Annotated in this window: 23 protein-coding genes and 1 tRNA gene; 6 read left to right on the top strand and 18 right to left on the bottom strand. The window is 72.3% G+C overall.

Going from position 1 to position 20,053, the window contains the following annotated elements; all coding sequences use genetic code 11:
• Positions 1-20 precede the first annotated feature (20 nt).
• Both HDA41_RS19335 and HDA41_RS19330 read right to left on the bottom strand, forming a co-directional pair.
• Positions 21-2,471, bottom strand: coding sequence for an MFS transporter (locus tag HDA41_RS19335; RefSeq protein ID WP_465269721.1), 2,451 nt, complete (start codon positions 2,469-2,471; stop codon positions 21-23).
• Positions 2,472-2,568: 97 nt separating this feature from the next.
• Positions 2,569-3,057 (bottom strand): MarR family winged helix-turn-helix transcriptional regulator, encoded by a 489-nt coding sequence (locus tag HDA41_RS19330; RefSeq protein ID WP_184985584.1) that lies wholly within the window; start codon positions 3,055-3,057, stop codon positions 2,569-2,571.
• Positions 3,058-3,272: 215 nt separating this feature from the next.
• Between HDA41_RS19330 and HDA41_RS19325 the strand changes: the two genes are divergently transcribed.
• Positions 3,273-3,467 (top strand): hypothetical protein, encoded by a 195-nt coding sequence (locus HDA41_RS19325; protein WP_184985582.1) that lies wholly within the window; start codon positions 3,273-3,275, stop codon positions 3,465-3,467.
• Between the two features lie 343 nt (positions 3,468-3,810).
• Here the strand turns inward: HDA41_RS19325 and HDA41_RS19320 are convergent, their stop codons facing one another.
• The 8 genes from HDA41_RS19320 to HDA41_RS19285 form a co-directional block, all read right to left on the bottom strand.
• Positions 3,811-4,716: an RNA polymerase sigma factor SigF gene (locus tag HDA41_RS19320; RefSeq protein WP_184985580.1), complete on the bottom strand. Its 906-nt coding sequence runs from the start codon at positions 4,714-4,716 to the stop codon at positions 3,811-3,813.
• Positions 4,717-5,007: 291 nt separating this feature from the next.
• Entirely contained in the window at positions 5,008-5,874 is an 867-nt protein-coding gene (locus HDA41_RS19315) for an RNA polymerase sigma factor SigF (protein ID WP_184985578.1), read from the bottom strand.
• A gap of 189 nt (positions 5,875-6,063) precedes the next feature.
• Positions 6,064-6,357 (bottom strand): Dabb family protein, encoded by a 294-nt coding sequence (locus HDA41_RS19310; protein WP_184985576.1) that lies wholly within the window; start codon positions 6,355-6,357, stop codon positions 6,064-6,066.
• Positions 6,357-6,533: a hypothetical protein gene (locus HDA41_RS19305; protein WP_010045116.1), complete on the bottom strand. Its 177-nt coding sequence runs from the start codon at positions 6,531-6,533 to the stop codon at positions 6,357-6,359. Before HDA41_RS19305 ends, HDA41_RS19310 begins: the two co-directional genes overlap by 1 nt.
• A 115-nt stretch (positions 6,534-6,648) precedes the next feature.
• Positions 6,649-6,733 (bottom strand) — tRNA-Ser (locus HDA41_RS19300).
• A 45-nt stretch (positions 6,734-6,778) separates the two neighbouring features.
• Positions 6,779-7,210 (bottom strand): tRNA adenosine(34) deaminase TadA, encoded by a 432-nt coding sequence (gene tadA, locus HDA41_RS19295; RefSeq protein WP_184985574.1) that lies wholly within the window; start codon positions 7,208-7,210, stop codon positions 6,779-6,781.
• A gap of 92 nt (positions 7,211-7,302) precedes the next feature.
• Entirely contained in the window at positions 7,303-7,839 is a 537-nt protein-coding gene (locus tag HDA41_RS19290; protein ID WP_086601934.1) for a tRNA adenosine deaminase-associated protein, read from the bottom strand.
• A gap of 275 nt (positions 7,840-8,114) precedes the next feature.
• Positions 8,115-8,279 carry a hypothetical protein gene (locus HDA41_RS19285; RefSeq protein WP_184994180.1) on the bottom strand — a complete coding sequence of 55 codons (165 nt, stop codon included), beginning with the start codon at positions 8,277-8,279 and terminating at the stop codon, positions 8,115-8,117.
• Positions 8,280-8,672: 393 nt separating this feature from the next.
• Here HDA41_RS19285 and upp point away from each other — a divergent pair, with 393 nt between their 5' ends.
• Positions 8,673-9,308 carry a uracil phosphoribosyltransferase gene (gene upp, locus HDA41_RS19280; protein WP_184985572.1) on the top strand — a complete coding sequence of 212 codons (636 nt, stop codon included), beginning with the start codon at positions 8,673-8,675 and terminating at the stop codon, positions 9,306-9,308.
• A gap of 37 nt (positions 9,309-9,345) precedes the next feature.
• Here the strand turns inward: upp and HDA41_RS19275 are convergent, their stop codons facing one another.
• From HDA41_RS19275 to HDA41_RS19250, 7 genes are all read right to left on the bottom strand, one after another.
• On the bottom strand, positions 9,346-9,963 hold the full coding sequence (locus HDA41_RS19275; protein ID WP_184993550.1) for a LytR C-terminal domain-containing protein: 618 nt from the start codon (positions 9,961-9,963) through the stop codon (positions 9,346-9,348).
• A gap of 121 nt (positions 9,964-10,084) precedes the next feature.
• A complete protein-coding gene (locus HDA41_RS19270) occupies positions 10,085-10,381 on the bottom strand; it encodes a type II toxin-antitoxin system VapB family antitoxin (RefSeq protein WP_003991361.1) in 297 nt (98 codons plus the stop codon).
• Positions 10,382-10,588: 207 nt separating this feature from the next.
• Positions 10,589-10,723 carry a hypothetical protein gene (locus tag HDA41_RS41350; RefSeq protein WP_260423339.1) on the bottom strand — a complete coding sequence of 45 codons (135 nt, stop codon included), beginning with the start codon at positions 10,721-10,723 and terminating at the stop codon, positions 10,589-10,591.
• A gap of 69 nt (positions 10,724-10,792) precedes the next feature.
• Positions 10,793-11,131: a hypothetical protein gene (locus HDA41_RS19265; RefSeq protein WP_230299735.1), complete on the bottom strand. Its 339-nt coding sequence runs from the start codon at positions 11,129-11,131 to the stop codon at positions 10,793-10,795.
• 31 nt (positions 11,132-11,162) lie between these two features.
• Positions 11,163-11,969 (bottom strand): HdeD family acid-resistance protein, encoded by an 807-nt coding sequence (locus HDA41_RS19260; RefSeq protein WP_376706858.1) that lies wholly within the window; start codon positions 11,967-11,969, stop codon positions 11,163-11,165.
• 171 nt (positions 11,970-12,140) lie between these two features.
• A complete protein-coding gene (locus HDA41_RS19255) occupies positions 12,141-12,734 on the bottom strand; it encodes an HhH-GPD-type base excision DNA repair protein (RefSeq protein ID WP_184985568.1) in 594 nt (197 codons plus the stop codon).
• Positions 12,735-12,792: 58 nt separating this feature from the next.
• On the bottom strand, positions 12,793-13,515 hold the full coding sequence (locus tag HDA41_RS19250; protein ID WP_184985566.1) for a siderophore-interacting protein: 723 nt from the start codon (positions 13,513-13,515) through the stop codon (positions 12,793-12,795).
• Between the two features lie 81 nt (positions 13,516-13,596).
• Here HDA41_RS19250 and HDA41_RS19245 point away from each other — a divergent pair, with 81 nt between their 5' ends.
• From HDA41_RS19245 to HDA41_RS19230, 4 genes are all read left to right on the top strand, one after another.
• Complete coding sequence (locus HDA41_RS19245; protein WP_184985564.1) at positions 13,597-15,837, top strand: penicillin acylase family protein; 2,241 nt, start codon at positions 13,597-13,599, stop codon at positions 15,835-15,837.
• Entirely contained in the window at positions 15,830-16,438 is a 609-nt protein-coding gene (locus HDA41_RS19240) for a GNAT family N-acetyltransferase (RefSeq protein ID WP_184985562.1), read from the top strand. Before HDA41_RS19245 ends, HDA41_RS19240 begins: the two co-directional genes overlap by 8 nt.
• Positions 16,435-16,920, top strand: coding sequence for a cupin domain-containing protein (locus HDA41_RS19235; RefSeq protein ID WP_184985560.1), 486 nt, complete (start codon positions 16,435-16,437; stop codon positions 16,918-16,920). The genes HDA41_RS19240 and HDA41_RS19235 overlap by 4 nt, the downstream gene beginning before the upstream one ends.
• A 217-nt stretch (positions 16,921-17,137) precedes the next feature.
• The gene (locus tag HDA41_RS19230) at positions 17,138-19,006 is read left to right on the top strand and encodes a copper resistance CopC/CopD family protein (protein ID WP_184993546.1); all 1,869 of its coding nucleotides are present in this window, start codon (positions 17,138-17,140) and stop codon (positions 19,004-19,006) included.
• Here the strand turns inward: HDA41_RS19230 and HDA41_RS19225 are convergent.
• Entirely contained in the window at positions 18,906-19,877 is a 972-nt protein-coding gene (locus HDA41_RS19225) for a DUF72 domain-containing protein (RefSeq protein WP_184985558.1), read from the bottom strand. The two genes, HDA41_RS19230 and HDA41_RS19225, sit on opposite strands and share 101 nt — an antisense overlap.
• Positions 19,878-20,053: the final 176 nt, after the last annotated feature.

Here is a 20,053-nt window from a genome sequence, read left to right as displayed (position 1 = left end):
GCCACGGGCCGGGGCTTGTCCTACTCGCCGGGGTGGGCGAGTTCGATGTCGTGGGCGTCGGTGCCGCGGCCCGTGACCGTCAGGGCGGTGGCCACCGGCGGGTAGCCCGTGGCGATGACGGTGTACTCGCCGCCGTCCAGGTCGGTGAAGGCGTACGCCCCGTCCGTGCCGGTCGTGGCCGAGCCGACGACGTTGCCCGCCTGGTCGACCAGCGTCACCCGGGCGTCGGCCAGCGGGCCGTGCGGAGCGCGGACGACACCCTGGACTCGGGCGCCCGCGTCCAGGTCGATCTCGACCCGGGTGACCCCGGCGCCGCCCACCTCGACGGGCAGGGCGTGCGGCCGGTAGCCGGTGGCGTTCACCGCGACGGTCACCGCACCCGGCACCAGCTCGGCGAAGGAGAACTCGCCCTGCTCACCGGTGGCCTGGGCGGCCAGCAGATCCCCGCGCACATCGGTCACGATCACCATCGCGTCCTTGACCGGCTGCCCGCCCTCGGTGGCCCGCACCAGGCCGGTCAGCCCGCTGGTACCGCTGAGCAGGATGTCGTAGGCGACCGGCTCGCCGTTCACCACGACCGTGGACGCCTGCGGCTGGTAGCCGTCGGCGGAGGCGATCAGCACGTACGACCCGGTGCCCGGCGCGTCGAGGGCATAGGAGCCGTCGGCCTGCGCCACGGACCGGCCCAGCTGACGCCCGGCCAGCGAGATCAGCGTGACGGCGGCCCGCGGCACGGGCGCGCTCTCGTTGCCGCGGACGAAGCCGCGGACCGGCACACCGCGCGCACCGGACGCGGGCTGCTCGGCCCGGGCCGCCGTGGCGACGGCGGCGAGCCGCTGCGTGCCCTCGGGCCCGGTGCCGTCGGCGGTCTCGGCGTCCGCCACGGCCCAGCTCGGCCTCGCCTTCTCCCCGGCGGGAGCCTCGTCGGGAGCTTCCGCGCGGGTGTCGGTGTCCGCGGCCTGTGCCAGCCCACCCTTCGTCTTCAACGGGACCTCCTTGATGAACAGCGACACCAGCAGCGCGAGCAGCGCCAGCGGAGCCGAGTAGAGGAACACGTCGGCGACACCGTGGCCGTAGGCGCTCTCCACGACGGTGCGGATCGGCGCGGGCATCGCGTTGAGGTCGGGGATGCCGCCCCCGCCCGTGCCGGCGTGGCCGAGGGCCGCGCCCTTGCCGCCGAGGTCGGCGAGGCCGTCCTTCACATAGTCGGTGATCTTGTTGCCGAGGACCGCGCCGAGCGCCGAGACTCCCACCGCACCGCCCAGGGACCGGAAGAAGGTCACCGTGGAGCTGGCGGCGCCGAGATCACCCGGCTCCACCTGGTTCTGCGTGCACAGCACCAGGTTCTGCATCATCATGCCGATGCCCAGGCCCAGCAGCGCCATGAAGATCGCTATGTGCCAGTACTCGGTGTCGTACCGGATCGTGCCCAGCAGCCCGAGACCCGCGGTCACCAGCACGCCACCGGCGACCAGCCACGCCTTCCAGCGCCCGGTCCGGGTGATGACCTGGCCGGAGACGGTGGAGGAGACGAACAGACCCGCGATCATCGGGATCGTCATGACACCGGACATCGTCGGCGACTTGTCCCGGGCCAGCTGGAAGTACTGGCTGAAGAAGACGGTCCCCGCGAACATCGCGACACCGACGAACAGCGAGGCCAGCGACGCCAGCGCGATGGTCCGGTTGCGGAACAGCCGCAGCGGGATGATCGGCTCGCTCGCCTTCGCCTCGATCAGGACGAACAGCGCCAGCAGCACGACCGAGCCGCCGACCATCGCGTACGTCTGCCACGACACCCAGTCGTACTTGTCACCGGCGAAGGTCACCCAGACCAGCAGCAGGCTGACGGCCGCGGTGATGAAGAAGGCACCGGCCCAGTCGACCTTGACCTTCCGCTTGACCACAGGCAGGTGCAGGGTCTTCTGGAGCACGATCAGGGCGATCACGGCGAAGGGCACGCCGACGTAGAAGCACCAGCGCCAGCCGAGCCAGTCGGTGTCGGTGATGACACCGCCGACCAGCGGGCCGCCGACCATGGCCGTGGCGAAGACGGCGCCCAGGTAGCCGTTGTAACGCCCGCGCTCACGCGGCGAGATCATCGCCGCCATGATGATCTGGGCCAGCGCGGACAGACCGCCCATGCCGATGCCCTGGACCGCGCGGAACGTGATGAGCGTGCCCGGGTTCTGGGACATGCCGGCCGCCGCCGACCCCAGGACGAACACGACGAGCGCGAGCTGGATCAGCAGCTTCTTGGAGAACAGGTCGGCGAGCTTGCCCCACAGCGGCGTGGACGCGGTCATCGTCAGCAGGGACGCGGTCACGACCCAGGTGTAGGCGCTCTGGCCGCCGCCGAGGTCGCCGATGATCCGGGGCAGGGCGTTGGAGACGATCGTCGAGGACAGGATCGCGACGAACATGCCGAGCAGGAGGCCGGTGAGGGCCTCCATGATCTGCCGGTGCGTCATCGGAGCGCCGCCGCCGGTGGAGCCGTGGGAGCCTCCCCCGTGCTTGGCATGAGCCCGCACACCGGCTGGTGTGGTCGTTGCCATGGGCTTCCTTTTCTTACGTGCTTGCGGGTGTACGGGTGGTCTGTGCGACAGCGGGTGGTGCCGCCCGGGGCGCGGGCCGGCAGTCGAAGCTCTCCCTCAGCCGCGCCATCAGGTCCGTGAGCCGGCCGACGTCCTCGTCGGTCCAGTCGCTCAGGCGCTCGGCGAGGACCTCGGTGGTCCGACGGGACAGCTCGTCGAGCTGTGCGTGGCCCGCGGGCGTGAGGCGCAGGATGCGGGAGCGCTTGTCCGCGGGGTCGGGGGAGCGTTCGATCCAGCCCCTGGCCACGACGTGCGCGACATGGCGGCTGGTGACCGACATGTCCACCGCGAGCAGCTCGGCGAGCTTGCTCATGCGCATGTCGCCGTGGCGGCCGAGCAGAGTCAGAACGGCCGCCGAACCGCCGGGGCAGTCGGCCGGCATGGTCCGGCCGAGCTCCCGCTTCACGGCACCGAAGGCACTGAACTGGCGGACCAGCTCTTCGTACTGCGCCCTCTCGGCCATGACACCTCCCGCTTTCGTTGCTTAGGGCAACCATAGGATCTATTGGTTGCTGCAGGCAAATAAAAGAGGGAGGTGCGGCATAAAAACTTGGCAAAGGCAAGTATTGCGGTAGTAAATGTGCAGGTGGTGCGCCTGGCGGCCGGGGTGGGGCGGGACCGAACGGAATGCCAACCCCCACTTGGGGAGCCCCGGCGTTTTCGCTAGGGTCTCGGGCCATGGCTAACAACCAGGCCCCCCAGGGCAATCACGACCCCGCCGGCAGCACCCAGATGTTCCGCGCGTTCGTCGACGAGGCGCCGCAGGGGCGGCAGGCCGCGACGACGAGTGGCGGCCCGCGCATCGGTCTCATCATCGGCGTCGTCGTCGCCGTCGCGGTCGTCGCGGCGGTGGCCTGGCTGGCGCTGGGGTGACGTTGACCGTGCTGTGACTCGCCTGGAACCCGGCGGTGTCGCTGGTGCCGGGTGGGTCCGCAGCGCGGCGGCCTGCGGCAGCTGAGCGGGAGGCCGCGCCCGGGCCGAGACGTGCCCGCACCCGCGTACGCACGGGAAGGGGACGTGTCGGAGGTGACCGCCCGCAGCGGTTGGCGCGTCAACGGACGGTTGGTTGGTCACCCACCCCATCGCGCCGTTCCGAGGACGGACACCCCCCGGCGCGGCCCCGACCCACCACCGGCGCGTAGGCGAGCCACCACCGGCAGGTCGACGGCCCACCACCCGCGGGTCGGCGGCGCGTCGCCGCCGACCCGCGGTGCGGTCAGTCCGAGATGAGGCCTTCCCTCAGTTGCGCCAGGGTCCTCGTCAGCAGGCGGGACACGTGCATCTGTGAGATGCCGACCTCCTCGCCGATCTGCGACTGGGTCATGTTCGCGAAGAACCGCAGCATGATGATCTGCCGCTCACGGGGCGGCAGTTTGGCCAGCAGCGGCTTCAGCGACTCCCGGTACTCGACGCCCTCCAGGGCGCTGTCCTCGTACCCCAGCCGATCCGCCAGCGAGCCCTCGCCGCCGTCGTCCTCCGGCGCCGGGGAGTCCAGCGAGGACGCCGTGTACGCGTTCCCCACCGCCAGCCCGTCGACGACGTCCTCCTCGGACACCCCGAGCACCGACGCGAGTTCGGTGACCGTCGGCGAGCGGTCCAGCTTCTGCGAGAGCTCGTCACTGGCCTTCGTCAGGGCCAGCCGCAGCTCCTGAAGCCGGCGCGGCACCCGCACCGACCACGACGTGTCGCGGAAGAACCGCTTGATCTCGCCCACGACGGTTGGCATCGCGAACGTGGGGAACTCGACGCCCCGTTCGCAGTCGAACCGGTCGATCGCCTTGATCAGCCCGATCGTGCCGACCTGGACGATGTCCTCCATCGGCTCGTTGCGGGAGCGGAACCGCGCCGCCGCGTACCGCACCAGCGGCAGATTGAGCTCGATCAGCGTGTCACGGACGTACGCACGCTCGGGGCTGTCCTCGTCGAGCGCGGCCAGCCGCAGGAACAGGGAGCGGGACAGGGTGCGGGTGTCGATGGCCCCCGTGGCCACAAGCGCCGGCGCGGGCTCGGTCACGAGCTCGGCCGGAACGGCGTCGATGGGGCCGAGTGAGTCGAGAGCATGGGGAGCTTTGTCGCTCTCCGCGAGCGTGAGCACCTTCGAGCTGCCCTGTTCTGCGGACATGCCACCCCCTTTGGGTCGCGGGACGGTCGCGGCGAACGCTCCCGCCTGAGGAACGCAGCCTTCACCTGAATACCGGAGCCGAAGCCCCGGCAAACGCGCTTCCCGCAGAATGTCACATGTCGGCAACACGCTGTAGTGACATGTCGACATCTGAGACGCCAATCCGCCCTGTAACCAAGGGGTCTGACGCCTTTTCGGCCCGCAACTGTCGGGAACCGCCCTGATGAGCGATTCGCTCGCCGCGGTTACCACTCGCAACTGTTTGCGGTTACGTACCGAAGAGGTTCACGGCTACGCGTCGATCCGGTTCGCAGACCGCAACCGCTGGAAGCTACGCGCGAGCAACCGCGAGACATGCATCTGCGAGACACCGAGTTCCGCACTGATCTGAGACTGCGTGAGATTGCTGTAGTACCGCAGCAGCAGGATCCGCTGCTCCCTTTCGGGCAGTTGTACGAGCAGATGCCGTACGAGATCCCGGTGCTCCACCCCGTCCAGCGCGGGATCCTCGTAGCCGAGCCGGTCCAGCAGCCCCGGCAGCCCGTCGCCCTCCTGCGCGGCCTCCAGGGAGGTCGCGTGATACGACCGCCCGGCCTCGATGCAGGACAGCACCTCGTCCTCGGTGATGCGCAGCCGCTCGGCGATCTCGGCCGTGGTCGGGGTGCGCCCGAAGGCCGTCGTGAGGTCCTCGGTCGCGCTGTTGACCTGTACCCACAGCTCGTGCAGCCGGCGCGGCACATGGACCGTGCGGACGTTGTCGCGGAAGTAGCGCTTGATCTCGCCGATCACCGTCGGCATCGCGAACGTCGGGAACTGCACACCCCGGTCCGGGTCGAAGCGGTCGATGGCGTTGATGAGCCCGATGGTGCCGACCTGGACGACGTCCTCCATCGGCTCGTTGCGGGAGCGGAACCGGGCGGCCGCGTAGCGCACGAGCGGGAGGTTGGCCTCGATGAGCGCCCCGCGCACCCGGTCGTGCTCCGGCGTCCCCGGCTGGAGCTCCTTGAGTTGTGCGAAGAGAACCTGCGTGAGGGCGCGGGTGTCGGCGCCGCGGCTCCGCTGTGGAGCCGGTTCCGAGGATGGTGCCTGAGGTGCGGTACTGGCCAGCACGGTCAACTCCACCTCGTCATCCGTCAACCCGTCCGTCGACTCTTCCATCAAAAGCGGTCATAGCATCACAAGACATGTGCACTGTGTGCAAGCACCCCATAACTACGTGTTGAGGGATGAAATACCGCATAGATGCGTGCCGACAGCGGGCCAGTAGCAGCCCGACAGCGGTCCGGCAGCGGGCCGGCAACGGAAAGAGCCCCCCGCCGGAACGACGGGGGGCTCGCAGCGGCGGGCTCAGAACTCGTAGTCGGCGATCACCCACGTGGCGAACTCGCGCCACAGCGCGACACCCGCCTGGTGGTCGGGATGTTCCACGTACCGGCGCAGCGCGTCCGCGTCGTCGAAGGCCGAGTTGATGGCGAAGTCATGGGCGATGGGACGGTCGCTGACGTTCCAGCCGAGCTCCCAGAAGCGGATCTCGGGGATCGTGCCGTCGAGGGCGCGGAAGGCCTCGACGCCCTTCACGACCCGCGGGTCGTCGCGCTCGACGCCCTCGTTCAGCTTGAAGAGGACCAGGTGGCGGATCATCACTTTCCTCCGTTGGCGACCCACGTGGCGAAGTCGCCGAGGGCCCGGGCCGCGTCCGATATGCCCTGGAACCCTATCTGGACGTAGTCCGCGGCCTTGGCCGGGTCCGTGATGATCACGTACAACGCGAAGACCACGAGGACGTAGACGGCGACCTTCTTCGCGTTCACCGCCATCGCGGCCTCCCCTGTCACTGGTGTCCCAAACGCGCACATGATCGCACGAAGGGCCGATCATCCGAAGGGGCAGATCGCACGAAAGGCCCCGTCCGACGACGGGGCCTTTCACAAGCGGTAGCGGAGGGATTTGAACCCTCGGTGACTTGCGCCACACTCGCTTTCGAGGCGAGCTCCTTCGGCCGCTCGGACACGCTACCGAGGGAGACCTTACAGCAAGGTGCGGCGTGCTTTGAAATCGGTATTCAGCGGCCGCGGAAGAACTCGGTGAGCACCTGTGCGCACTCCTCGGCGAGCACGCCCTCGACCACCTCGGGCCGGTGATTGAGCCGCCGGTCGCGGAGGAGGTCCCAGAGGGAACCGGCCGCGCCGGCCTTCTCGTCGCGGGCGCCGTAGACGAGCCGGTCGACGCGGGACTGCTGGATCGCGCCCGCGCACATGGTGCAGGGCTCCAGCGTCACCACGAGGGTGCAGCCGGCGAGCCGCCACCGGCCGAGTCCGGCAGCGGCCCGCCGCAGGGCGAGGACCTCCGCGTGGGCCGTCGGGTCGCCGCCGGCCTCGCGTTCGTTGTGTCCGGCCGCGAGCACGCTCGTGCCGTCCGGGGCCAGCACGACGGCGCCGACGGGGACGTCCCCGCCCCGGACGGCCTCGGCGGCCTCGGCCAGGGCGAGTCGCATCGCGGGCCGCCAGGGGTCCCGTACCGGATCCGGCCGGTCCGGCTGTCCCGACGGGTCCGGCCGGTCCGGTGGTCCCGGGGTGAGGCGAGCGGTCAGCGGACGGTCTCCAGGGTCTCCGAGGCGCCGAGGGCCTCGGCGATCTCCGTGACGGCGTCCGTCGCCAGCGAGCGCAGCTCCTTCTCGCTCACGCCGAGGTCGTCCAGGATCTGGGCGTCGCCGACCGGGCCGTGCGGCACGGCCTCGCCCGTTCCGGCGACCGGGTCGCCGTCGTCGGCCTCGTCGTCGTCGGAATCACCGTCCTCGGTGCCGTCGAGGTCGAGGGCGTCCAGGTCGTCCCCGTCGTCCGGATCGCGTCCGAGCAGCTCGTCGGTGAGCAGGATCTCGCCGTAGCTGCTGCGGGCAGCGGCGGCGGCGTCCGAGACGTAGATGCGAGGGTCCTCCTCGCCGTCCACGCGGACGACTCCGAACCAGGCGTCCTCCTGCTCGATGAGCACGAGCACCGTGTCCTCGTCGGGGGAGGCTTCACGGGCCAGGTCGGCCAGATCCGACAGGGTTTCCACATCGTCGAGCTCTGTGTCGCTCGCTTCCCACCCGTCTTCGGTGCGCGCGAGCAGTGCGGCGAAGTACACCGTGACTCTCCCACTGGTCATAGGCGTGCCGGTTGGGGGTCCCCCCGGCGGAGGTTGCGGGCGGGGAGTGCTCGTCCGAGCCCCACCCACTCGGAATCGTGGCAGAAACAAGGCGTTCAGGGGACGTCTTCGGCTCCCTGTGTCCGGCAGTTTTGATCGCACGCTCGTTGCCGCCACCTGCGGATCGTACGCGGCTTTCCCACGCTCCACGCACGGCCACCTCGACAACGTCCGCGCGGTTCGTGATCTTCCCCGGGGGTTTCCTCACCCGTTCCCTACCAGCGGAACGTGCGCATGCGCATCGCGTGCCGCAGCCGGGCCGTCTTGACGCGGCGCGGCTGGACGCGGTCGCGCAGCTCCCGGGCCTCGGCCAGATCGCGCAGGAACCGGGCGCGCCGTCGGCGGCGCTCGGCGTCGGTCTCGTCCGTCCTGTCCGGCACGCTGGTCAGGACGGCGTCCGTCCTGTCCGGCCCGGCGGCCGTGCCGGCCGTGTCTGCCGGGCCCGGCGCGTCGGCCTGCGCGGCCTGTTCGGTCTGCGCGCTCCGGGCAGTCCTGCCGGTCCGGGCAGTCCTCCCGTTTCGGGAAGTCCTGCTGGTCCTGCCGGCCCTGCCGGTCCTTCCGTTCCTGCTGGTCTCGTCCGTCTCCAGGTCCGTCCCCGGCCGTGCGCGCCGCGACGGAACGTCTCGGGAATCCCGGTCGGGCATCAGCTCACCACCCTCAGTCCGTCCTTACGCCTTCCCTCGGACGGGCGGTTGACGCAGGCGAACGGGTGACGGGCGGACGGCGGGCTTGCCGTGCGGCCGGGGTCAACGGGCCCGGTTACTGTTGTGGACATGCGTCTCCACGTCGTCGACCACCCCCTGGTCGCCCACAAGCTCACCACGCTGCGCGACCAGCGCACCGACTCCGCGACCTTCCGCCGTCTCGCCGACGAGCTGGTCACCCTGCTCGCCTACGAGGCCACGCGCGACGTGCGCACCGAACAGGTCGACCTCCAGACGCCGGTGGCCACGACCACGGGTGTGAAGCTGTCCCACCCGCGTCCACTGGTGGTGCCGATCCTGCGGGCCGGCCTCGGCATGCTGGACGGCATGGTCCGGCTGCTGCCGACCGCCGAGGTGGGCTTCCTCGGCATGATCCGCAACGAGGAGACGCTCCAGGCCTCCACGTACGCCACGCGTATGCCGGAGGACCTGTCGGGACGGCAGGTGTACGTGCTCGACCCGATGCTCGCCACCGGCGGCACGCTGGTCGCGGCGATCCAGGAGCTGATCCGGCGCGGCGCCGACGACGTGACCGCCGTGGTGCTGCTGGCCGCGCCGGAGGGCGTCGAGGTCATGGAGCGCGAGCTGGCGGGCACCCCGGTGACGGTCGTGACCGCGTCGGTCGACGAGCGCCTGAACGAGCACGGCTACATCGTGCCGGGCCTCGGTGACGCGGGCGACCGGATGTACGGGTCGGCCGAGTAGGCCGGCCGAGCAGGTCCCGGGAGCCGGACCTCAGCGTTCAGCAGTCCTTCTTCGACGACGGCGCCGGCTCGGGCCTGGCCAGCTTGGTCAGGGCCCGGTCGGCGTCCGGCTTCTTCGCCAGCTCCTTGAAGCCGTCACCGATGACGAGGTCGACGGCAGCGCCCTTGCGGGCCGCCTCGCTACGCCGTTCGGCGCCCGGGAGCTGCGTGCCGAGCACCGGCAGTGAGGTGTCGAGGGCGGAGGCGGGGCCGAGCAGTACGCCGGGGCCCTTCACCTTCTTGTCGTACTGCTTGGTCGCGTTGCCCACGTCGCCGATCTTGAAGCCGCGCTTTTTCAGCTCGTCGGCGGTCTTCTTGGCCAGGCCGCTGCGGGTGGTGGCGTTGAACACGTTGACGGTGATCGCGCGCGGTTCGGGCAGAGGCTTGGCGCTGGGCGAGGGGCTCGCCTTGGTCTCGGGGCCGCACTCCGTCCCGCTGCCGGCCGCCGAAGCCTTTCTGCCGCCGCCGGTGAAGACGTCGACGAGCTGCCACGCGCCCCAGCCGCCCACGCCGAGCACGGCGGCGGAGGCGACGACGAGGCCGACGAGCCTGCCGCGCCGCCGGGGCCGGCGCATCCGCGGGTACTTGTTTCCCTTGATGCGGTACTTGCCGCCCATGCCGGGGGGAGTCAGCATGCTCATGAGCGCAGCGTAGTGTGCCCGGGCGACGATGCCTACTAGATGATCATTCGACGCCGCCCAGCAGAACCCGAAAGGGCCAACCCGTGACCGGCGGGAGTCAGTCGAGCTCGAGCACGCGCGCGTGCAGCACCTGGCGCTGCTGGAGCGCCGCCCGCACCGCGCGGTGCAGGCCGTCCTCCAGGTACAGGTCGCCCTGCCACTTCACGACGTGCGCGAAGAGGTCGCCGTAGAACGTGGAGTCCTCGGCGAGGAGCGTCTCGAGATCGAGCTGCTGTTTGGTCGTCACGAGCTGATCGAGGCGGACCGGGCGCGGCGCGACGTCCGCCCACTGCCGGGTGCTGTCCCGGCCGTGGTCGGGGTACGGCCGGCCGTTTCCGATGCGCTTGAAGATCACACGGAAAGCCTACCGGGCGGGACCTTCCGGGCGCAGCCGTGGCGACCGAGTGCGGTGCTGAAAAAAAACCCACAAGGCGGTATGAACCGGGAACCGGGGCGTGAATATGCCGGACCGCGAGACCATGCCGGCTGCTCCCGCCCCCGAGGTGTCGGCCCGCGCCGCGGCGGAGGGGCCGGTTCTGCCGCCTCCGCCGCCGCGGATCGGTCAGCCGCGTTCCCTTTCCTTCGGGGGCGTCATCGGGGGCTGCTGTCGCGTCTGGGGCCGGGGCGGCTTGGGGGCGTTGCGGACGGCTTCGGCGCGCAGGAGGGCGCGCAGGACCGCGTACGGGTCTTCGAGCATGGCTGTGTTCCTCGTTCCGTGTTGCTGCGTGTTGCTGCTTACGGGCTGACGGACCGGTGTCCGGTCCCGTCAGCAGCGCAGGACCTCGGAACGCAGGGGGCGAGGGTCGTGGCGCGGGTCCGGGGGCACGGGCGCGGGGTGCGGTGCGGCGAGCGCGGGTCCGTGGCCTGGCAGCGCGGCGGGGCGCAGGGGGGCGGCGGTGCGCCGGGCGCTCCTGGCCGGTGGGCGCGGGGCGGTGTCGAGGGCGTCGCACTCGACGACCGTGCTCTCCCCCGAGACGGCGGCCGTCGGCCCTGTGTGCGCCTCGGCGTGCGCGCCGGGCACGAGCAGGGCGAGCAGCAGGACGAGCACCCGCGGCCACGTGGTCCGGCGGGTGCCACGGGGGAACGGCTGCGGTGCGGGGTTCACGGGAGGTGGTTCCCCGTTGGGCGTATGCCGTTCATCCCACCGGCTGCGAGATCCGCTCGCTCGGCGTACGGCGGCTCCGGATGCGCAGGGCCGTGACGATCTCGACGGCGCCGACCGCGAGCAGCCAGCAGCCGCCGACCAGGGTGAGGACGGCGACGGACTCGAAGGGCGCGTCGATGAGGACGATGCCCGCGACGACGGTGAGGATCCCGAGGAAGATCTGCCAGCCCCGGGCGGGCATCGCCGGGTCGTGGGCGGCGGCCAGGGTCTGGGTGATGCCGCGGAACAGCCAGCCGATGCCGATCCACAGGGCGAGCAGCAGGATCGACTGCATGGGGCGGCGGAAGCAGAACAGGCCGAGCAGGATCGAGAGCGTGCCGCTGATGAACGCCAGGACGCGCAGCGCTGTCGTCCGGTGAGTGCCGAAGGCGGAGGCGAGCTGGAGGACCCCGCTGACGAGTAGATACAGCCCGAACAGCACCCCGGCGGCGAACAGGGACGCGCCCGGCCAGACCAGGACGAGGAGCCCCAGCACGAGGGAGGTGATCCCGGTGACCAGCACGGCTTGCCAGGCGGCGCGGGAGAGCTGCCGAAGGGGGCTTGGGAAGGAGGATTCCGGCTCGTGACCGCCGGCGGGCGGGCTCGGAGTGTGCGACGCCTGGGAGGTGCCGGCGCCCCGGGGCGCGTGCGGGTCGTGCGGCCAGTGGCCCTGTGCGCCGGGTGGGGCCGGGGCGTGCGGGCCGGGAGGGGCGTGACCGGGCCGTTCGTGGGTGTGGGGGCCGTCCGGGCCCGGGCCCTGGGGGACGTGGGGTTCCAAGCCCTGGGGTGGACGGGGCACGTGCCCGTGGGAGGGGCCGCGCTCCGGCTCCCAGGGGGAGCCGCTCGGTGGCTCGGTCATGCTCCATGCTCGGACCGCCCGGGAGGGGCCTGCCACCTGGAACGGGCCGTGTGGTGGACGCCTGTCGTCCGGGGCGGGCCGCGCCGCTGGCGCTCTCGTCCCCGGAGCCCGCTACTTTCCGGTTGCCTTCGCGGCCTTCGCCGCCGCCTTCATCTCCTGTTTGTGGGCACGTACCTTGGCCAGCGACTCGGGGCCGGTGATGTCGGCGACCGAGCGGAAGGACTTCGGCTCGCCGTAGGAGCCCGCGGCCTCGCGCCAGCCCGGCGGCTGCACCCCGAGCTGCTTGCCGAGCAGGGCGAGGAAGATCTGGGCCTTCTGCTTGCCGAAGCCGGGCAGTTCGGCCAGCCGCTTCAGCAGTTCCTTGCCGGTGGCGGCGTCCTTCCAGACGGCCTCGGCGTCACCGTCGTAGTGCTCGACGAGGTACTGGCACAGCTGCTGGATCCGCTTGGCCATGGAGCCCGGGTAGCGGTGCACCGCCGGCTTCTGGGAGAGCAGCGCGGCGAAGGCCTCGGGTTCGTGCACGGCGATCTCGTGCGCGTCCAGGTCGTCCGTGCCCAGCCGCTGGGCGAGGGTCGCCGGACCCTTGAACGCCCACTCCATCGGGATCTGCTGGTCGAGCAGCATCCCGACCAGCGCGGCGAGCGGACTGCGCCCGAGCAGCGCGTCGGCCTCGGGGTCCTGGGCGAGGTGAAGAGTGACGTCCATGCCCCGATCATCCCCCGGGGCGGGCCCGGCCGCGTCCCGAGTCCTGCCCGCGCGCTGCTTACGTGGCCCGCCAGTAGCCCAGCGCGTGCACCCGCTGCTTGGGCAGGCCCAGTTCCTTGCGGACGTAGGCCGCGAGCGACCGGGTCGTCGCCGTGTCGCAGGCGATCCAGACGTACGGGTCGGAAGTGCCCCGCAGCAGGCCGGGCAGGTCCGCCTTCACCTGGTCGACCAGGTGGGCGCCGGAGTCCTGGCGCGGTACGTTGCGCAGCTCGTGGCGGGCCGGGTCGGTGCGGAAGGGCAGATCGTCGTCGCCGCCCTCGAACCAGACGGTGGCCGGCGCGGAACCCAGTGCCTCCAGCAGGGAGTTGATGGCCGGCAGCGACGCCGGGTCGCCGACGGCGAAGACGTGGGAGGGGGCGGGGTCGGGGTGCTCGAAGCCGGTGCCCTGGACGGTCGCCTCGATGGTGTCGCCGGGCTTCGCCGCCCTGGCCCAGTCGCTGGCGCAGCCCTCGTGCAGGGCGAACTCCAGGCTGAACGTCCCGGCCGCCGGGTCCGGGTCGACCAGGGTGTAGGCCCGCTGGTGGGGCCTGCCCGCGTTGTCGAACCACAGGCGGACCCACATGGTCGGGTGCACGCCGGCCGCCGCGAGCAGACCGCCGTCGGTGAAGCGCAGCCGCCGGTAGTCCGGGGTGACGTCCTCCGCGCCGGTCACGGTGAACACGAAATCCTTCGCACGCAGCAGTCTGAGGACCGCGCCCTCCCAGCCCCGCCCCTGCCCCATCCCGTATTCACCCTTCGCGTACGATTTCCGCCACAGCTAAGACTTAGGCAAGGCTAACCTAAAGGAAAGTGGGGGCACAGCGTGGCCACCGAGATCCACCGCGACGCCTGGGGCATTCCGCATCTGCGCGCGGACAGCGCGGCCGAACTCGCCCACGCCCAGGGCCTCGTCACCGCCCGCGACCGGGCCTGGCAGCTGGAGGTGGAGCGGCACCGGGCCCAGGGCACCTCGGCGTCCTTCCTCGGCCGGAGCGCCCTGGCCTGGGACCGGTTCGCCAGACGCGCCAGACTCGACGACACCGCCAGACGCTGCTTCACGGAGCTGGAGAGGCGGGACCCCGAGACGGCCGACTGGGTCCGGGCGTACGCCGGCGGGGTCAACGCCGGGCTGGCGGAGGGCGCCGACGCGGCCCCCGAGTTCGCCCGCACCCACCTCACCCCCGGCCCCTGGCACCCCTGGACCCCCCTCGGCGTCTGGCTCGCCACCCACATCCTCTTCGCCGGGTTCCCGGCCAAGCTCTGGCGTGAGCAGGTCGCGGCCCACCTGGGCGCGGACGCCATCGGCCTGTTCGCCGCCGACGGCCCCGGCACCTCGGGCAGCAACGGCTGGCTGGTGAGCGGCGAGCGGACCGTCACCGGGCAGCCGGTCATCGCCGGCGACCCCCACCGCTGGATCGAGGACCCGGGCGTCTACCAGCAGATCCACCTGTCCTGCCCGGAGTTCGACGTCGTCGGCCTGGCCGTCCCCGGCGTCCCCGGCATCGCCCACTTCGGGCACACCGGCACGGTCGCCTGGGCCATCACCAACGCCATGGCCGACTACCAGGACCTGTACCGGGAGCGGCTGCGGCGCACCGGCGCCGGGGTGGAGGCCCTCGGCCCGGACGGGGTCTGGCACCGGGCGGCCCGGCACACGGAGATCGTCGAGGTGGCGGGCGAGGAGCCGGTCGAGGTCGAGGTGCTCGAGACCGACCGGGGCCCGGTGGTCATCGGCGGCCCCGAGGGACTCGACGGCGACCCGGTGGACCTGGTGGGCCCGGCCGGCCTGGCGGAAGCGGCCGATCCGGCGCCCGGCCGGCCTGCTCCTGACGGTCCCGCCGGCCAGTCCGCTCCCGCCGCCTTTGCCGATCCGGTCGGTCCCGCCGCTCCCGCCGCTCCGAACCACCCGGTCGATCCCGACAGCACGCCCCTGGCGATCACCCTGCGCTACCCGCCCCGCGTCACCGGCGACCTCGGCTTCGGCGCCCTGCTTCCGCTGCTGCGGGCCCGCCGGGTCGCCGACGTGGACCGGGCGTTCGACCGCTGGGCCGAGCCGGTCAACGTCGTCCAGGCCGCCGACACCGAGGGCGGCGTCCTGCACCGCGTCGCCGGGTGGGTGCCGCTGCGCGCCGAGGCCAACCGTCTGCGCGTGGTGCCCGCCTGGGAGCCCGGCCACGAGTGGCACGGCCGGCAGGAGACACCCCGTGCCGGGCTCACCGACGGCGTCGCCGTCATGGCCAACCAGCGCGGCCCGGCAGGGCCCCTGGGCGTGGAGTTCGCCCCGCCCCACCGCCACGACCGCATCGCCGCGCTGCTCGCAGGCAGGGAGCGCTGGTCCGCCGCCGACATGCCCGCCATCCACACGGACACCCACCTCGCCTCCGCGTCCGCCCTCCTGGACCACCTCCGGACCCTCGACGCCCTCACCCCCGAGGCCTCCGCCCTCCGGGACCGCCTTCTCGCCTGGGACCGCCGCATGGACGCCGACAGCGCCGACGCGGCCCTCTACTCGGCCGTGCGCGGCGCGGTCGTACGACAACTGGCGGCACACCCCGCCTTCGCCGCACTCGCCGCACCGCCGGCGTACCCGGAGCTGTTCCGGCCCTGGCTCGCCCTCCTCCCGCGCGTGGGCTTCGCCCTCGAACACCTGCTGCGGGCCGAGGAACTGCACGGAATCGACCGCCCGTCGGCCGTTCGCGCGGCGGTCGAGGAGGTGGCCGCCCGGCCGCCCGCGGGCGTCTGGGGCGACACCCACCGGCTCGCCCCCTGGCGGGCGCTGGAGCCTCAGACGCCGTACGACGAACCGGGGCTGTCCGGCGACCACGACTGCGTGCTGTGCACCTCGGGCGTGCCGGGCCTCACCGACCGCGCCGCGCGCGGCCCGGCGGCCCGGTACGTCTGGGACCTGGCCCGGCGTGAGGACAGCCGCTGGGTCGTCCCGCTCGGTGCCTCGGGCGTCCCCGGCTCGCCCCATCACCGCGACCAGCTTCCCCTGTGGCTCGCCGGTGACCTCGTCCCGGTCGTCACCGACTGGGCCCTGCTGAAGAAGGAGACCGATGTCTGACCCGTACGCCTCCCGCACGGCCGTGTACGAGCAGGTGACCGACGGCTTCGGCACCGTCCGCGTCCTGCCGCTGGACCCGGAGGCCGACGCCGGGACGGTCCACCGCTGGGTCAGCGAGGACCGGGCCGTCTTCTGGGGCATGACCGGCCTGACCGAGCGACAGGTGGCCGAGATCTACGCCCACATGGACACGCTCACCACCCACCACGCCTACCTCGCCGTCCGCGACGGCGAGCCGGTCGCGCTCCTCCAGACCTACGAGCCCGAGGCGGACCGCGTCAGCGAGTGCTACGACGTCCGCCCCGGCGACATCGGCGTCCACCTGCTGGTCGCCCCCGCCGGCCCGGGCGGCGCTCGCTCCGGCTGGACCGCACGGCTGGTGACCGCCGTCACCCGGTACGTCCTGCTCGGCCTGGACCGCCGGCGGATCGTGGTCGACCCGGACGTCCGCAACGAGAAGGCGGTCGCCCGTTTCCTCACCATGGGCTTCACCCCGGGGCCGGTGGTGGTCCTGCCGGAGATCGACCTGCCGGACGTGTACCTGCCGGAGAAGAAGGCCCAGCTCGCCTTCCTCGACCGGGAGATACTCTTCCCCGCGTGACGCCCGACGACCTCATCGCCCACTACGGCCTTGAGCCGATCCCCCGCGAGGGCGGCCTGTTCCGCCAGACCTGGGCCGGTCCCGAACGCCCGGACGGCAGGCCCGAGGGCACGGCGATCGTCGCCCTGCTGGCAGCGGGCCCCGACGACTTCTCCGCCCTGCACCGCCTGCCGACCGACGAGATCTGGCACTTCTACCTGGGCGATCCCCTGGAGCTCCTCCTGCTCGCCCCGGACGGGACGACGAGGGCGGTGGTGCTCGGGCCGGACGTCCTCGGCGGCCAGCACGTGCAGTTCACGGTCCCGGCGGGCACGTGGATGGGCGGCAGGGTGCGCGAGGGCGGCTCATGGACCCTGTTCGGCTGCACGATGGCCCCCGGCTTCACGTTCGAGGGCTACGAGCACGGTGACGCCGCGGACCTGACGGCGCGCTATCCGGCAGCGGCTGACCGCATCCCCGGGCTGTGCCGTCCTGCTTCTTAGGGGCGCGGGGCTGTGTCGCCGCGCGGCTCCGCCGCGCGGGCGCGAACAACCCCCACGCACCGCCAGTCGCCGAACCACACCCCCCCCCACGCTGAGCACTGCGCCACTCCCATCCGTACATGACCGGGAGCCGTACAGCCCAACCCCGGAGAACCACGTGCACCGACGGCGGAACGAGGAGCGGAATGTCGGACACCCCCGGCGACTTCAAGCCCTGGTGCTGCTCGGCACCGTGCTGGTCCTGCTCCTCCTCGGCGGAGCCCCCGCCTCCGCCCACGCCGCCCTCCGCAGCACCGACCCCGACGACGGATCGGTCGTCCAGCGTGCCCCCCGCCACGTCACCCTGACCTTCACCGAGTCCGTCGGCCTGCGCGACGACTCGTTCCGGGTCTTCGGCCCGGACCAGCGCCGCGTGCACACCGGCGAGGCGCGGCACGCGGACGGCCGGTCCGACACGGCCCGGGTCGGACTGCCCGGGAAGCTCGCCCAGGGCACCTACACGGTGGCCTGGCGGGTGGTGTCCGCCGACAGCCACCCGGTCTCCGGCGCCTTCACCTTCTCCGTCGGCAAACGGTCCGCGACGACCGCGCAGATCGACACCGGCCCGGACGAGGACCCGCTGACCAGCGGCCTCCACGACGCCGCCCGCTACCTCGCCTACCTCGCCGCCGCGCTCCTCGTCGGGACGGTGGCGTTCGCGCTGCTGTGCCGGCCCGCGGACACGTCCCCGCTGCGCAGACCGCTGGTGGCGGCCTGGTGGACACTGCTCGGTTCGACGGTCGTGCTGCTGGTGCTGCGCGCCCCCTACGAAGCGGGCGCGGGCCCGGCCACGGCCCTCGACCTCTCCGCCCTCGAACGCACGCTCACCGGCCGCCCGGGCCTGGCTCTGCTCGCCAGGCTGGCCGTCCTGCTGCTGACCGCCGTCTTCCTGCTACGGCCGGCCGGGCGCCGCGACCACCGAGAGCCCGTGGTGCGGGCGGCGGGCGCGACCCTGGCCATCGCCCTGGCCCTGACGTGGGCGGCGGCCGAGCACGCCTCCGTGGGTATCCAGGTGCCGGTGGCGATGACGTCGTCCGTGCTGCACCTGGTGGCGACGGGGGTTTGGCTCGGCGGCCTCGTGGCGCTGCTCCTGACCCTGCGCCGCGCCTCACTCGACACCCTGACGGAGATCGTGCCCCGCTTCTCCCGTATCGCCTTCGCCTCGGTGACCGTCCTGGCTGTCACCGGCCTCTACCAGTCCTGGCGCGGCCTGGGCTCCCTCGCCGCGCTGACCGGCACGTCGTACGGCCGGCTGCTGCTGGTCAAACTGGTCGCGGTGGCCGCGCTGTTGCTGGCGGCGGGATACTCGCGCCGGTGGACGGCTCGCCTCGCGGCACCGGCCGCCGCCGCTCGGACGGCCGTACCGGAACGGGTCCGGCAGCCGGTCGGCGCGGGGGCGCCGGCCCAGCCGGAGGGGCCGGGGGAGTCCGAGGGGCCCGGGGAGTCCGGCGCGACAGGTGAAGCCGGGGCATCCGAGAAGCCGGAAGCACCACAGAAGCCGCAGGAGGCGTCGGGCGCGTCGGAGCCGGCCCCCGACTCCGGCGAAGCGGACAGCCTGCGCCGTGGTCTGCGCCGCTCCGTCCTCGTCGAAGTCGCCGTCGCCGCCGTGGTGCTGCTGATCACGACCCTGCTCACCGCCACGTTGCCGGGCCGCGCACAGGCCGAGGCCGCGCAGCGATCCCCGGTGGGCGCGCTGCCGCCGACGACCCTCACCACGGTGCCCTTCGACACGGGCGGAAGCACGCTGTCCGGCCGCGGCACGGTGCAGGTCACCCTGGACCCGGCCCGCGTCGGCGAGAACGGCGTCCAGGCCGTGGTCTACGGCGCCGACAAGGGTCTGGTCGTCGTCCCCGAGGTCCGCGTCACCTTCACCCTGCCCGCCCGCGACGTCGGCCCGATCGACGCCGGACTCACCGACGCCGGCGGCTACTGGAGCACCAACTCCGTCAACCTGCCCCTCGCCGGGACCTGGACGATGAAGACGACCGTGCGGGTGTCGGACGTGGACCAGGTGACGGTGTCGAAGCAGGTGCGGATCGCGCCCTAGGCACCCTCGGTGCCGCCGTCGGCAGGTCGCCGTCGAGGAGCCGCGTCATGCACGCGGCGGCACGGACGGCGGCGTCGCCGCAGCAGTTGTTGAACAGGACGTGGACCTGTTCCGTCCGCTCGGCCAGCCGCCGTACGCGGGGCAGCCACTCGGCGAGTTCGTCCTCGCCGTACCCGTACCGGAACCGGTCCTCCTTGCTGCCGGTGCCCCAGGCGGTGCTGCGTCCGTGGAACCGTACGACGGACAGCCGGGGCGAGGTGACGGGGGTGACGGGCGGTATCGAGGAGGGCAGCGTCTGCGTCATGTCGACGGCGACGGCGGCCATGCCGTACCGGGCGAGCAGCGCGCACGTCGCCTCCGCCCGGCCCGGCTCCCACCACGAGGGATGCCGGAACTCCACGGCGACGGGCCACCCGCGCGTCCGCTCGGCGCACTCCCGGAGGAACGCCTCCGCCCGTTCCCCGGGCCGGAACCACGGCGGGAACTGGAACAGCACGCTCCCGAGCCGCCCGGCCCGCCGCAGCGGCTCGATCCCGGCCACGAACCGCGCCCACACCTCGTCGAGCACGGCGGGGTCCCGGTGATCGGCCGGCAGCCCGCCCGGCACCACCGCCTCGCGGGTGGGATGCCCGGTCAGCAGCGAGAACGCCTTCACGTCGAACACGAACCCGTCCGGTGTCCGCTCCGCCCACAGCCGGCTGTTCCGCTCGCTCGGCAGCGCGTAGTACGACGCGTCGACCTCGACGACCGGGAACCGCTCGGCGTAGTGCCGTAACCGCCCCTCGGCGTCCCGCCGTCCCACCGGATACCAGCCGCTGCCGACCAGCGCCCGGTCGGTCCACGAACACGTGCCCACCAGGATCTCGCCCATGGGGGACCGGTTACCCGGACCGGGCGGCGGCAGGCTCAGCGCCGGGCCGGTGGCGGCACGGTAGGACCCGGCACAATCGGGGTAAGCAGGGAATAGCGCGTCTATAGGGAAATACGGTTGATTACCCATTCATGTCCCGGAAATCAGACGCCATTCTCCCGTGATTCCCCCGCGAG

The organism is Streptomyces caelestis (assembly GCF_014205255.1).
Lineage (GTDB): Bacteria > Actinomycetota > Actinomycetes > Streptomycetales > Streptomycetaceae > Streptomyces > Streptomyces caelestis.
The sequence above is the reverse complement of the archived record's forward strand: the minus strand, read 5'-3'. Positions and strand labels throughout refer to the sequence as shown.

Excerpts from the sequence above, each read along its gene's own strand:
- HDA41_RS19335 (WP_465269721.1), bottom strand. The coding sequence starts at position 2,471 with ATGACGCACCGGCAGATCATGGAGGCCCTCACCGGCCTCCTGCTCGGC.
- HDA41_RS19330 (WP_184985584.1), bottom strand. The coding sequence starts at position 3,057 with ATGGCCGAGAGGGCGCAGTACGAAGAGCTGGTCCGCCAGTTCAGTGCC.
- HDA41_RS19325 (WP_184985582.1), top strand. The coding sequence starts at position 3,273 with ATGGCTAACAACCAGGCCCCCCAGGGCAATCACGACCCCGCCGGCAGC.
- HDA41_RS19320 (WP_184985580.1), bottom strand. The coding sequence starts at position 4,716 with ATGTCCGCAGAACAGGGCAGCTCGAAGGTGCTCACGCTCGCGGAGAGC.
- HDA41_RS19315 (WP_184985578.1), bottom strand. The coding sequence starts at position 5,874 with ATGGAAGAGTCGACGGACGGGTTGACGGATGACGAGGTGGAGTTGACC.
- HDA41_RS19310 (WP_184985576.1), bottom strand. The coding sequence starts at position 6,357 with ATGATCCGCCACCTGGTCCTCTTCAAGCTGAACGAGGGCGTCGAGCGC.
- HDA41_RS19305 (WP_010045116.1), bottom strand. The coding sequence starts at position 6,533 with ATGGCGGTGAACGCGAAGAAGGTCGCCGTCTACGTCCTCGTGGTCTTC.
- tadA (WP_184985574.1), bottom strand. The coding sequence starts at position 7,210 with ATGCGACTCGCCCTGGCCGAGGCCGCCGAGGCCGTCCGGGGCGGGGAC.
- upp (WP_184985572.1), top strand. The coding sequence starts at position 8,673 with ATGCGTCTCCACGTCGTCGACCACCCCCTGGTCGCCCACAAGCTCACC.
- HDA41_RS19275 (WP_184993550.1), bottom strand. The coding sequence starts at position 9,963 with ATGGGCGGCAAGTACCGCATCAAGGGAAACAAGTACCCGCGGATGCGC.
- HDA41_RS41350 (WP_260423339.1), bottom strand. The coding sequence starts at position 10,723 with ATGCTCGAAGACCCGTACGCGGTCCTGCGCGCCCTCCTGCGCGCCGAA.
- HDA41_RS19255 (WP_184985568.1), bottom strand. The coding sequence starts at position 12,734 with ATGGACGTCACTCTTCACCTCGCCCAGGACCCCGAGGCCGACGCGCTG.
- HDA41_RS19250 (WP_184985566.1), bottom strand. The coding sequence starts at position 13,515 with ATGGGGCAGGGGCGGGGCTGGGAGGGCGCGGTCCTCAGACTGCTGCGT.
- HDA41_RS19240 (WP_184985562.1), top strand. The coding sequence starts at position 15,830 with ATGTCTGACCCGTACGCCTCCCGCACGGCCGTGTACGAGCAGGTGACC.
- HDA41_RS19225 (WP_184985558.1), bottom strand. The coding sequence starts at position 19,877 with ATGGGCGAGATCCTGGTGGGCACGTGTTCGTGGACCGACCGGGCGCTG.